Source organism: Pectinatus frisingensis (assembly GCF_014076555.1).
In the GTDB taxonomy this organism is placed as follows: domain Bacteria; phylum Bacillota; class Negativicutes; order Selenomonadales; family Selenomonadaceae; genus Pectinatus; species Pectinatus frisingensis.
Genome location: NZ_CP045424.1, coordinates 1732041 through 1744666, shown reverse-complemented (window position 1 = coordinate 1744666; position 12626 = coordinate 1732041). Strand labels below are relative to the sequence as shown.

The window sequence follows — 12626 nt, the reverse complement described above, 5'->3', positions numbered from 1 at the left end:
TATAGTTTAGTTAATAAATAAAGTTAGTTGCGCAACGTTTAAAGGGGGCTGACGTTATTAACAATAAGTTAAGGTGGGACAAATGAAAAAATTTGATGGTAAAATTTGTATTGTTAAAATACTGCTTTCAAATGTTGGACCGGTATCAATAAATAATTTGGCTCAAATAATAAATAGAAACCAACGTACTGTCAGAAATTATTTGAAAGAAATACAAAAAGAAAAAAGTGAATTTAATTTAGTAAGCAATAATCAGGGTGTATTTTTAGATATTGATGAGAATTTAAAAGAGAAATATTTAAGCTCATATAATCAATTGCCAATAGAGAACAGTTCATCATTGGTTCAGAGGCAAAGGCAGGAATATATATTAAAAGTATTGTTTCTAGAACGGAATACCTATACTATACAGTTATTTGCTGATGAGTTATTTTGTAGCAAAAGTTGTATTATGCAGGATCTGGTTCAGATCGAAAAATGGCTGTCAAACAGAAATATTACATTGTGCAGGCGTCAGAACCAAGGAATATGGCTCAAGGGTGAGGAAAAAGATTTGCGTTTGGGTTTCAAAAAACTATTGGATGAGCTTAATTTATTTTATAATACCAGGCAGGAACCGCAGCTATCTTGTAAATTGGATCTTGATTATCGTATAAACATAGCTAATTATAAAAGAATATGTGCTATTTTAAAAGGAATTGATATTCTTTTTATTCAAAAAATAGTACAGAAAATTGAAAAACAGCTTAATTTTTTATTTACAGAGCAGGCGTTTCAAAACCTGGTTATTCATTTGGCAATAGCGGTAAAACGTATCAGAGAAAATAAATTCGTCAGGGAATTTTCGCTTTCTCCCAGATTAAAAATGACACCTGAATATGCAGCTGCCAGTGGAATGATAATGGCTTTGGGCAGTAAGATGAACTTGAATTTTCCTGTTTCAGAAATAGATTATGCAGCAGTCCACATTTTAGGTTCGAAAATTCAGATCAATGATGATAAAAATACAATAGACTCATTCTTATCCAATTATGATGAATCAGAAATAAATCTTGCAAAGGCAATACTTTCTATATCGTCTAAAATACTTCAAACAGAACTAGCTGGTGATAAGCAGCTTTTTATGCAGCTTATTCAGCATTTACGTCCTACGATTATAAGAATGAAACAAGGACTGAGTCTTATTAATCCACTTTTGCTGCAGATAAAACGAGAGTATCCTGCGATTTATGCCGCTGCATGGGCATGCAATGATGTTTTTGAAAATATTGTAGGAGTGCCTCTTAATGAAAATGAAGCGGCCTATATAGCAATGCATCTGATAGCAGGCATATCTAAATATAAGCCTAAGTATAAGGCAGTTGTTGTATGTGCCAGTGGTATAGGCACATCACAGTTTATTACTAATAGACTAGAACAAAATTTTCCTGATATGGAGATAGTTATGACGCTGCCATACACTGATTTGACTGATAAAATCAGAGAACAGGCAGATGTTATAATTTCAACCATAAAAATATTGCAGGGAGAAAATATTGTTTATATTTCTGTGTTGTTAACTGAGACAGATAAAGAAAATATTAATCAGGTTTTGCGAAAAGTGAGAGTAAAAAAAGAAAACAGGATAGTACCGATTAAGGAAGATAATATGACACTTAATGTACCTTTGAATGTTTTTGACTGTAAATATTGTTATGTAGATGAAGAAATATTATCATTTGAACAAATAATAATAAAGTATGGCAGTATTATGGAAAAAAACGGTTTTGCTAAAAACGGTTTTACACAAGATGTTATAAAGCGTGAAAATATAAGTTCAACTTATATTGGCTGTGGTATTGCAATTCCACATGCAAAGTCGTCTTTTGTAAATAAATCAAAAATTGTTTTTATACGTCTAAAGAATCCTGTTCAGCATCGTTCAAATCATGTGCATATAATATTGCTATTATGCTTGTCTTTTGCAAAAACTGGTAATGCGGTACAATTTTTTAAAAATTTTTATTCAATATTATCTGATAAAAATAGAGTTGCTATATTGCATAACGAAATAGATAAGAAAAAAATCGTAAACATTTTAAATAATGGAGATATAAATGAATAATTTGATTACAGATAAAATGATAATGTTAGACCAATCTTTGAAAACAAAGGATGAAGTCATTCGTACTTTAGCGCAAAAAATAAATAATGTTGGAAGATTAAATGATATTTGTAAATATATTGAAGCAGTAAAGAAAAGAGAAGCAGATTTTCCTACATCAATGGGGTTTTGTGTAGCTATACCGCATGGTAAATCGGATGCAGTCAAAACATCGTCATTAGCATTCTTGAGATTGAATGAAATGGTAAAATGGTCCGAAGAAGAAAATGTAAAGTATATTTTTATGATAGCTGTTCCCAGTGAAAATAGTGACGATGAACATCTCAAGATTTTGGCAGCACTTTCGCGGCATCTTATGCATGAAGATTTTAGAAAAAAATTAATGACTATACAAAATGCGCATGAACTTGTGGATATTATAGAAAATATGTAATGGAGAGATATAAATGAATGAATTTATCAATATATTTAAAAATCTAAGGGAACATTTGATGAATGGTGTATCCTATATGATACCTGTAGTTGTAGCAGGAGGAGTATTGATGGCTGTTGCACTTATAATGTATGGACAGGCAGGTGTTCCGGAAAAAGGATTGGCCGCAGACATATGGAAAATAGGTGTGACAGGAATTGGGCTTATGGTACCGGTATTGTCTGCATATATTGCAGCATCAATAGCTGATAGAGCGGGTATTGCCCCGGGACTGATAAGTGGACTTGTAGCTTCAAATATCGGTGCTGGTTTCCTGGGGGGATTGGTCTCCGGGATAATTGCCGGTGTAGTATGCTATTATTTAAAAAAAATACCACTTCATCCCTATGTTCGGTCATTGGGTCCGATAATTATTATTCCTATATTGGGAACATTAATTACATCAGGTATATTATTATGGGGGATAGGCACATATGTTGCAATAGCGATGAGTGCCGCTAATCAATTCCTGACATCAATGACAGATGCCAACAAGATTATTTTGGGACTTATTGTCGGTGCTATGATTGCTTTTGATATGGGTGGACCGATAAATAAGGTGGCATATAGTTTGATGGTTGCTACTGTGGGATCAGGAATATTTTCTTATGCCGGTCCTTGTGCTGTAGCTATAATGATACCACCGATGGCTATGGCTATAGCTTCATTTATTATGCCTAAAAAGTATTCGGAAGAAGAGAGAGATGCGGGTAAAAGTGCATTTTTTATGAGCCTTGTTGGTATTACTGAGGGAGCAATTCCATTTGCAGCAAATGATCCTATTAGAGTTATTCCATCCTTGATGATAGGAACCTCTATTGGCTGCGCAGCGGCGTATATTTTTAATGTGCAGACACATGTAGCCTGGGGTGGATTTATTGCTCTGCCGGTTACTGAAAACATAGGCGGCTTTATAATATCTGTCTTGATTGGATCTATTATAGGAACTATACTGGTAAACTTTTTGAAGAAAAGTTATGTGAATAAAAAAACGGACACTGATGACACTGATGTGGACATTTTGTTTGAAGATTGATAATACGGCCTTAAAGGGGAGAGAAAATAAATTATGAATATATTAGCAGTGACGGCATGTCCATCGGGTGTGGCACATACGTATATGGCAGCTGAAGCATTGAAAAAAGCTGCAGAAGAAAGACATCATATAATAAAGGTTGAAACGCAGGGGTCAATAGGTATTGAGAATGCGATAACAGAAAATGATGTGAAATGTGCAGATGTTATAATATTGACCAAGGATATGCCAATAAAAAATGAAGCACGGTTTAAAAACCATCTGGTAGTGCGTGTAGCTATCAGCGATGCGGTTAAGAAAGCAGCCGCTATAATTATAAAGGTAGAAAAACATTTAGAAAATAAATAATGATGGTTTAAAATAATAAAAGGCATTAAAAAAAATATTATTGTTTATTATTAATTATTGAAATAGGCAAATAATAAATATATAATAATAATAAATAATAGAAAAGGAGGAGCAGATCGTGGATTTAAAATTACTGAAAATGTCAGACAGGATAGAAACACTTAGAAATAAAATGTTGTCACAAAAACGTTATATGTCTATAGAGCAAGCTCTTATTACAACAGATATTTATAAAAAAAATGATGATAAGCCTGTGATTATAAAAAGAGCGTTGGCATTAAAAGCAGCTTTAGAGAACATAGAAATAGCTGTTGAACCGGAAGAATTGATAGTCGGTAATAGGACTAAAGGAGTGCGCTTTGGTGTTGTATCGCCGGAAAGCGGCGGGTCATGGGTGGACAAAGAGCTGGAAACATTGCCGACAAGGCCTCAGGATAGGTTTAATGTCAGGGATGAAGACATAAAAATCTATCGTGAAACGATTAAACCATATTGGCATGGTAAATCACTTGAAGATGTGTTAGCAGAAAAATTTGGCAGCGAATTTTCGGCGATAAGTAAAGTGGCTAAGATAAATCAAACTGATCATTCTCAGGGACATATTTGTCCTGACTGTACACTTTGGTTGGAAAAAGGACCTGATGGTATAAAAAAAGAAGCACAGAAAATGCTTGACAAAAAAGGCATGAATCGAAAGCAGCAGGATTTTTATCAGGCTGTTGTTTTAACTATGATCGGTGCACAGAATTTTATACGTCGATACAGTGTCCTTTTAAAACAAACAGCAAAGATAAATGGTGATTTCAATCCAGCTTTAGAGAAAGCAGCTAATGTTTGCAGCAATGTTGCTGAACGGCAGCCTCAGTCATTCTATGAAGCAGTCCAGTCATTATGGTTTTTATTTGTTATATTGCAGATGGAGTCCAATGCTTCTTCATTTTCACCTGGACGTATGGATAGATATATGTATCCATTTTACAAGAAAGATATTGAGAATAATGTGATAACCAATAATGAAGCGCTGGAAATAATAGAATGTCTATGGTTAAAATTCAATCAGATAGTATATATGCGCAATGAGCAAAGTGCTAAATATTTTGCAGGATTTCCTATTGGTTTCAATATAGCTGTCGGAGGAGTCGATGAAAATGGAAAAGCGGCAGAAAATGAATTGTCATACTTATTTTTGAGAGCGCAGGAAGATCTTGGACTGCCGCAGCCAAATTTATCAGTCCGTTTAAGCAAGGGAATATCGGAAAACTTGCTGGAATATGCTGTCAGGGTAGTAGCAAAAGGAAGTGGAATGCCTCAGTTTTTTAATGATGAAGCAGTAATAGGTACAATGATAAATGATTTGGGAATAGAAAAACAGGATGCGCTTGATTATGCTATCGTGGGCTGTGTGGAATTGACGACTCAGGGGAATAATCTGGGCTGGAGCGACGCGGCCATGTTTAATCTGAACAAAGCTCTGGAACTGGCAATGAATCACGGCAGGTGCTTATTGACAGGCAGGCAGATAGGACCTGATTTGGGCGGTCTTGATACGTATACTTCATATGAAGCACTGGAACATGCATTTGCTGGACAGATCGATTATTTTACTGAAAAAATGATAAAAGCATGTGAAAAGGTAGAACAAGGGCATATTGATTTACTGCCATCACCGTTTTTGTCCGCTGTGATTGATAATTGTCTCCAAAAAGGAATTGATGTTACAGCAGGCGGTGCAAAATATAATTTGTCAGGTATACAGATGATACAGGCAGCCAATGTGGCTGACAGTCTGGCAGCCGTATGGCAGCTGATATATACGGAAAAGCGCATAAATGGCAGTGATATGCTCAAAGCTTTGCAGAATAATTTTGTTGGTTTTGAAATAATAAAAGCAATGGCAGAGAATAAAGTACCTAAATATGGTAATGATGTCGAATGGGTGGATAATATAGCCGTCAAATGGGCACATTATTTTAAAGATAAACTTACGCATTATAAAAATTACCGCGGCGGCTTATACCATACAGGTATGTACACTGTGTCGGCACATGTGCCGATGGGGGAAAATGTTGGCGCTTCACCGGATGGACGGCTGGCATATCAGCCTTTAGCTGATGGCGGTATGTCACCGGTATATGGACGTGACGAAAATGGACCAACGGCTGTTTTGCAATCGGTGAGTAGACTGGATAATGTACTTACATCTAATGGTGGTTTATTGAATATGAAATTTCTGCCGGAGTTTTTTGCGACACAAGAAGGAATAAAAAAATTTGCAATGTTTTTGCGAACATTTGTTGATTTGAAGATTCCCCATGTGCAGTTTAATGTGTTGCATCGTGAAGATCTGCTTGAAGCTAAAAGAAATCCGGAAAAATATCGCAGCTTGACTGTTCGTGTCGCAGGATATACGGCTTATTTCACAGAATTGGATGGGAAATTACAGGATGAAATAATTGCCAGAACAGAATATGGCGCAGTATGAAAAATAAAGCATTGGTTTTTGATATAAGGCGGTTTTCAACACATGATGGGGTAGGCATCAGGACAACCGTATTTTTTAAGGGTTGTCCGCTGCACTGTGTATGGTGCCAGAATCCGGAGGGGATAGCACCGCAGACTAAGCTGGTATATTTTGCCAATTCTTGTATATTATGCGGTTGCTGTACACAAATAAAAGACGGTGCTGTCCATATTGAAAATGATAAACTTATATTAGATAGTTCAAGGGTAAAAAATACCGGTGATTATGAGTATATTTGTCCGTCAGGTGCATTGCGCATGGACAGCAAATGGTATGAGCCGGATGAACTGACAGAAATATTAAAGAGAGATATGCCGTTTTTTAAACATGGCGGTGGTGTAACTTTTTCAGGTGGGGAGCCGTTTTATCAGGCTAAATTTACTATTAGTATACTGAAACGGCTTAAAAAAATTAAGATCAATACGGCAGTAGAAAGTTCCTTGTTTACTGACAGTAAAACAATAAAAGCAGCACTGCCATTTATTGACACACTGTTTGCTGATTTTAAGATATATAATGATACACAGCATAAAAATTTTACTGGTGTATCAAACAAAATTATAAGGGAAAATATAAAAATGGTGCTGCAATCATTATACCGTGACAATGTCGTTATCAGGACGCCTCTTATACCTATGCACACAGCAAATGCTGATAATCTGAGAAAAATAGCAAAAGAAATAAGTGAATGGTATCCTGGTGTGCGTTATGAGTTGCTAAATTATAATCCTCTTGCTAAGGCCAAGTATGATCATATGGATTATGACTATTGCTTTGCAGACAATCCACCGCTTTATACAATGCAGCAAATGGAAGATTTTTATAAGATAATAGAAGATGCTGGTATTGTTAATGTTATTAAGTAAATTAAGGAGTATGGACTGCTTTAATGAAGAAAGGAATCCATTACAATGTTGTCTGGAAATTTATCAATAAGAGGAGAGTCTGTTTCGATGAAATATTTGATTGATACCGCTAATTTGGAAATGATTAAAAAATGCAATGATTTGCTGCCAATTGCTGGTGTTACCAGCAATCCCAGTATTATAAAGAAAGAAGGCAAAATTGATTTTTTTGCACATCTGAATAAAATACGTCAAATCATTGGTATCGATAAAACACTGCATGTTCAAATACTGGCTGAAGACAGCAGTAATATATTGAAGGAAGCACATGTTATACTGGAAAATATTGATAAAAATGTGTTCATAAAAGTACCAACTACACTACAGGGACTTAAAGCTATGAAACTGCTGAAAAAAGAAAATGTCGGCGTGACAGCAACAGCTATTTATACTAAGACACAGGGATTTATGGCAATGGAAGCGGGTGCAGATTACATAGCACCATATTTTAATCGCATGGAAAATCTTGATATTGATGCAGCAGATACTATTGCTGTTTTTGCTGATATGATTGCGGCATATGGTTATCAAACAAAGATTTTGGCAGCAAGCTTTAAAAATATTGCTCAGGTTAATACTGCCCTTAAATGTGGAGCGCAGACAATCACCGTGGCACCTGATGTTTTAATGGCAGCGTTTGCCGTACCATCGATAAAAAAAGCGGTTGATGATTTTGCTGCTGATTGGAAACAAACATTCGGTGATGTTTCTATTTGTGATTTGAAATAGTATTACACTAAAAAAGAGAGGCTGTCGCATGAACGGCATTGACTTCATAAAGGTGCAACCTATCTCAGCTATGTGGTTTCCCACCATTCTAAGAGCGGGAAAAGAGAGAAAAATATTGCATACTTATGAGCAAATATGGTCACGTGCGGCAGCCTCTTTATGAGATTAAAACAGTAACACCATAAAATAAACGTAATAAACATGCTATGACTGAAAAAAAATATCAGGAGAAATATAATCAGCGATGACCGTGTTGCTGATTATATTTTTTTGTTCAACTAAAAACACTTATTTCATTTTTATATGTTGCAGCGGCCTTACTGGGTGAATTGGTAATAATAATATTGTCATTATCATAAGCATCCCAGTTTGTCGGAGCTGTATCTACAGTATAATTAAGATTGGCTTCTCCACTATTATCGAGAGAAATGGCAACAGGATCTGAATGTATGGCGGTATTGCCTGCTGTTAATGTACCTTTGGTATCGACAGTTCCATTAATAAAACTTACATAAACAGTGGTATTTTTCATCTCCGGTGCCGCTATCTTTAAACTGTAAGTTTTACCGGTTTGTGCACCGTTGATAATTTGGTTTATAAGAGTATTATTGTCAGCGGGAGTGGGAACATTGAAAGGTTCACCTACTGATAAAGCAGATCTTTCATTATTTGCTTCCAAAACTATTGATTTGTGAGCGGCTGTTGTTGGTATTATAGTTTCATTTTTAATAACTGCGGTGTTTGAAGACTTGACAGGAGATATTTGTTTAAATAATATTTCATTAGGTTTATATTCTATTGGTTTGATACCAAGGGTTTTAGACAAATCAGTTATTGGCAGCCACTGGATATTGTCTTTACTTATGATAGGGGAATCTTTAGTAATTAATTGTTCATCAACTTTTATTTCATTTTCTTTGTTGGAAACGCTGATTAAGTGATTATTGTAGATGAACCAGGTATTATCTTTATCGTGGTGGGGAACTGTGTTGAGACTTTGTGTTAAGTCTTGTAAAGTCATATATATTTGATTTCCTTTTTTAAAAGGCTGGTTTTGTGCCACAGGTTCACCACTGTCAGGATCGAGGTATACTGGCGGGTTATAATAATCAGGTGAAAAATCAAACATATCGTCAAGTGAGCTGGCAAATGTGTCAAAAGAACCATTTCCAATACGGCCTAGGTTCCAATTATCTTCAACAAATCTTAAAACTGAAGATTGGTCAGCGATAGTGTGGATGACGGCGTTGTGTTTAGCATATGGGGAGATTAATAACATTGGCATACGCGGCCCGTAGCCTAAACGTCCCTGATAATTATTTAATGGGGGATTAGTCCCTGCATTGACAGTATCAATATCTGGATCTTGGGAATGATTTATGATGGGCGGCATAACATGGTCATACCAACCATCGGAATCATCATAAGTGACAAAGATAGCGGTGTTTTTCCATGTCGGCAGGGATTCCAATTTGTTGATAGTTTCTGCCAGCCAGCGTTGTTCACCGATTGGATCTGAATAAGAAGGGTGGCCGTCTTGATATGCAGGTGCTTTTAAAAATGAATAATTAGGCAGATTACCTGATTTTGCTGCTGCCCAAAAATCAGTCATATCATACTGGTGGTTGGCACGGTCAGTATGTCCAATCATGGCGACTGATGTGGGGCGTTCATGCTGCAAGTTGGAAGTAGGATCGTAATACTGGAATGGTTCGTGATGGGGAATATAATCAACAATATTTTCACCGGCAATATTTTTGTGTGTAGCGGTGGGATCATCGTATCCGCCAAAAAAACATCCCCAGGTTAAATCTTTTTTATTTAATAAATCACCGATATTGGTACCAGACATGGAAACCGTTTCTTTTTTCGAGGCATAGTCATAATATGGATCGATATCTCCATATAGTGTGCCAGTTTTAGTAACTGCTTTTTGAGGAAAATTTTTGTCGTCGGGAGAGATTTCTACACCATTTTGGGCTTTATTGGCACTATAAACAGTGGCGCCATGGTTATTACCAGAAATGACATTGATAGCTCCCGGAGTTGACGGACCTAAATTGGCACCAAAATAGTTGTCATTCATTGTAAAATGTTGTGCTAAATTCCACAAAGCGGTGACAGTATTGCCGTCATAATAATTCATGACATCAGCATTTCCGTGTCCATCATATTGAATGAATTTGTCCATTAAACCACCGTTGAAAGATTTTTGTTCAGCGGTATAACCATGGTCGAAATCTTGGGTGTGGGCTTGTAAACGGCTAAAGCGTTTCGGATTTGCCTGATTGGGGTTGTGCGTTAATAATGCCGGAGTCAATCCATTAATTGCAGGAGTATCCGGTGATGCAAAAAATAATGGTTCATTCGATGTATTTTCAGCAAAAGGATATGTTCCAAAGTAGTGATCAAATGATTCATTTTCATCAAAAATAACAACTACATATTTAATAGGGGTGATATTGCGGGGTGCCGCTAAAACAGGCGGTTGGATTGATACACTTCCGGCAGCTATTAGTGAACTGAGCAGAAAAAATTGAGTAAATAGATTGGACTTTTTTGATTTTTTAATTAGCATTAATGAAATCCCTCCTAAAGATAAACCATTCCTGTTTATACTTAATTATGTACAAAATAATAAAAAACCATACTGGTAATGCTAAGCTTTTTCCATGATACAATACATTCCTATACATTAGTTTAAGATTTGGTTATTTTTTAGTAAAATATATGCATATGCGCTGACGTTTCGATTTTTGTCACACTGATAATCATACATGTTTTATCAGTTAGTATATAGCAGCAATGGGGATGATAATAATCTTTATAAAATCTTTACGCGTATATGTTTATGCATTATAATTAACCGGTATACTGCGCAATGAGGTGGATATGTCTGCTGGTGAAGTGGAGATTATTTAAAATCATGGCTGTTGCACGCAATTATTTTTATTCATAGATAAGTATTTTGCCAGTTCGCAGAAGTAAGAAGATCACATTGAGGTGTCTTTATGAGATTAATCTGTTCCTGCAGCAGTTCTATCATTTTGTTTGAAATGGTATAGAAAAAAAATTTTATCATTTAGTCTGGCAGATTATAAAAGATTTTTTGAGATATAACTGTAAAGGATGTTTATATGAAAAATATTAATAATTTTACTTTTTCCATGAGAAAACTTTTTTTTATTTGGTGCGGTATAGGTGTTACTTCATTCGGAGGGGGTGCTGTTACACAATTTTTAATACAGGACAAATTTATTTATAAATATCGATGGTTAACTGAAGATGAGTACACTACAATCGTTGGTATAGGCCAAATTACTCCAGGTATTAATATTTTGGCTTATACTATTTTAATTGGCAGAAAACTTGCCGGTTGGCGCGGCAGCATTGTATCAGTTTTAGGGCTTATTATTCCCAGCACGGCAATAACACTTGTTTTATCTGCGGTATATTTGAGTGTAAGCCGATACGCATTTGTTCAAGATGCCTTGAAATCGGTATTCGCATCTATTTTTGGTGTGTCTATAGTCACCAATTGGCGTAATATAAAACCTATTTTGTGTCGCGGCAGCAAAGAGGGAGCGCTACCGTTGTTATCTTTTTTGTTGATTATTATTGGAACTGTTATACTTTATCAATGTTTTGCCTTTTCCGTTATTTTTCTTTATTTTATAGGAAGTATGGCAGGAGTTGTTATTTACACTCTTATCATTAAGAAGAAACCGAGGCTGCCTAAATGATACATTGGAATTTATTTTTTTTTACTATATTAAAAGCAGTGTTATTTTCGACTGGTGGTTTTGGTCCATTGCCTTCTCTTCATACTGATTTTCTCATTAATGGCTGGGCAAATGAGCAACAATTTGCCGAGGCTATTGCTATTGGGCAAATTGCTCCCGGTCCAAATGGACTGTGGGTCGTCAGTCTTGCCAATTTATCAGGCGGAATGATTGGTGCTGTTTTAGGGACGGTTGCATTGATATTACCGCCATTTTGTATTCTTATTGTCAGAAAATTTTATACCCGCATAAAATTTTATTCTGCCACACAGGGAGTTCTCGACGGAATGGTGCTTGTAGTTTCTACTTTTAGTGTCATTGTGCTGGCAAATATATTTTTTAATAGTATTCCCAATATTTTTTTATTTTCCATCGTAGTTATAAGTGCCGTACTTGCCGCAACCAAAAGAGTACCTGCCAATTTTATCTTGATCGCATCCGCTGTTGCTGGTTTGCTGTTTCTTCATTGAACGTAGAAGATACTTTTCACTGCGAGTAGAATTTGATTGACAAATCGAATAAATAAAGTTAATATTAACATGAAAATAGAATATAGCTGGAAACAGGTGTCAGGAATGACTTAATAGGGAATTCGGTATAAAGCCGAAGCGGTCCCGCCACTGTATAGAAGAGTTTTTCAAAATATGTCACTGAAGCTGGTCTTTGGGAAGGCTTGAAAAACAATGATTCTGAGCCAGGAGAACTGCCTGTTTTAACATCACCGTTAGT

Annotated in this window: 10 protein-coding genes and 1 riboswitch; of the genes, 9 read left to right on the top strand and 1 reads right to left on the bottom strand. The window is 35.9% G+C overall.

The features are described 5' to 3' along the window. Positions 1–82: 82 nt before the first annotated feature. The 7 genes from F8M42_RS08155 to F8M42_RS08125 all read left to right on the top strand — a co-directional run bounded on the left by F8M42_RS08155 (position 83) and on the right by F8M42_RS08125 (position 8115). Positions 83–2104, top strand: coding sequence for a BglG family transcription antiterminator (locus tag F8M42_RS08155; RefSeq protein WP_182185863.1), 2022 nt, complete (start codon positions 83–85; stop codon positions 2102–2104). Next, positions 2097–2537, top strand: a complete 441-nt coding sequence (locus F8M42_RS08150) for a fructose PTS transporter subunit IIA (protein ID WP_182185861.1) — start codon at positions 2097–2099, stop codon at positions 2535–2537. Before F8M42_RS08155 ends, F8M42_RS08150 begins: the two co-directional genes overlap by 8 nt. Before the next feature lie 13 nt (positions 2538–2550). After that, the gene (locus F8M42_RS08145) at positions 2551–3612 is read left to right on the top strand and encodes a PTS fructose transporter subunit EIIC (RefSeq protein WP_182185859.1); all 1062 of its coding nucleotides are present in this window, start codon (positions 2551–2553) and stop codon (positions 3610–3612) included. 33 nt (positions 3613–3645) lie between these two features. Further along, a complete protein-coding gene (locus F8M42_RS08140) occupies positions 3646–3960 on the top strand; it encodes a PTS fructose-like transporter subunit IIB (RefSeq protein WP_182185858.1) in 315 nt (104 codons plus the stop codon). A gap of 118 nt (positions 3961–4078) precedes the next feature. Continuing rightward, the gene (locus F8M42_RS08135; RefSeq protein ID WP_229711308.1) at positions 4079–6442 is read left to right on the top strand and encodes a glycyl radical protein; all 2364 of its coding nucleotides are present in this window, start codon (positions 4079–4081) and stop codon (positions 6440–6442) included. Next, positions 6439–7347 carry a glycyl-radical enzyme activating protein gene (locus F8M42_RS08130; protein ID WP_182185856.1) on the top strand — a complete coding sequence of 303 codons (909 nt, stop codon included), beginning with the start codon at positions 6439–6441 and terminating at the stop codon, positions 7345–7347. Before F8M42_RS08135 ends, F8M42_RS08130 begins: the two co-directional genes overlap by 4 nt. An 87-nt stretch (positions 7348–7434) precedes the next feature. After that, positions 7435–8115, top strand: a complete 681-nt coding sequence (locus F8M42_RS08125) for a fructose-6-phosphate aldolase (RefSeq protein ID WP_182185854.1) — start codon at positions 7435–7437, stop codon at positions 8113–8115. 274 nt (positions 8116–8389) lie between these two features. Here F8M42_RS08125 and F8M42_RS08120 read toward each other — a convergent pair whose 3' ends face one another. Continuing rightward, positions 8390–10693, bottom strand: a complete 2304-nt coding sequence (locus F8M42_RS08120; RefSeq protein ID WP_182185853.1) for a phospholipase C — start codon at positions 10691–10693, stop codon at positions 8390–8392. Between the two features lie 559 nt (positions 10694–11252). On the opposite strand from F8M42_RS08120, the gene F8M42_RS08115 reads away from it, so the two are divergent. After that, positions 11253–11858 carry a chromate transporter gene (locus F8M42_RS08115; protein ID WP_182185851.1) on the top strand — a complete coding sequence of 202 codons (606 nt, stop codon included), beginning with the start codon at positions 11253–11255 and terminating at the stop codon, positions 11856–11858. After that, complete coding sequence (locus tag F8M42_RS08110; RefSeq protein WP_229711307.1) at positions 11855–12367, top strand: chromate transporter; 513 nt, start codon at positions 11855–11857, stop codon at positions 12365–12367. The genes F8M42_RS08115 and F8M42_RS08110 overlap by 4 nt, the downstream gene beginning before the upstream one ends. A 77-nt stretch (positions 12368–12444) precedes the next feature. After that, positions 12445–12622: riboswitch (cobalamin riboswitch) on the top strand. Positions 12623–12626 lie beyond the last annotated feature (4 nt).

Excerpts from the sequence above, each read along its gene's own strand:
- F8M42_RS08130 (WP_182185856.1), top strand. The coding sequence starts at position 6,439 with ATGAAAAATAAAGCATTGGTTTTTGATATAAGGCGGTTTTCAACACAT.
- F8M42_RS08125 (WP_182185854.1), top strand. The coding sequence starts at position 7,435 with ATGAAATATTTGATTGATACCGCTAATTTGGAAATGATTAAAAAATGC.
- F8M42_RS08110 (WP_229711307.1), top strand. The coding sequence starts at position 11,855 with ATGATACATTGGAATTTATTTTTTTTTACTATATTAAAAGCAGTGTTA.
- F8M42_RS08150 (WP_182185861.1), top strand. The coding sequence starts at position 2,097 with ATGAATAATTTGATTACAGATAAAATGATAATGTTAGACCAATCTTTG.
- F8M42_RS08155 (WP_182185863.1), top strand. The coding sequence starts at position 83 with ATGAAAAAATTTGATGGTAAAATTTGTATTGTTAAAATACTGCTTTCA.
- F8M42_RS08145 (WP_182185859.1), top strand. The coding sequence starts at position 2,551 with ATGAATGAATTTATCAATATATTTAAAAATCTAAGGGAACATTTGATG.
- F8M42_RS08115 (WP_182185851.1), top strand. The coding sequence starts at position 11,253 with ATGAAAAATATTAATAATTTTACTTTTTCCATGAGAAAACTTTTTTTT.
- F8M42_RS08120 (WP_182185853.1), bottom strand. The coding sequence starts at position 10,693 with ATGCTAATTAAAAAATCAAAAAAGTCCAATCTATTTACTCAATTTTTT.
- F8M42_RS08140 (WP_182185858.1), top strand. The coding sequence starts at position 3,646 with ATGAATATATTAGCAGTGACGGCATGTCCATCGGGTGTGGCACATACG.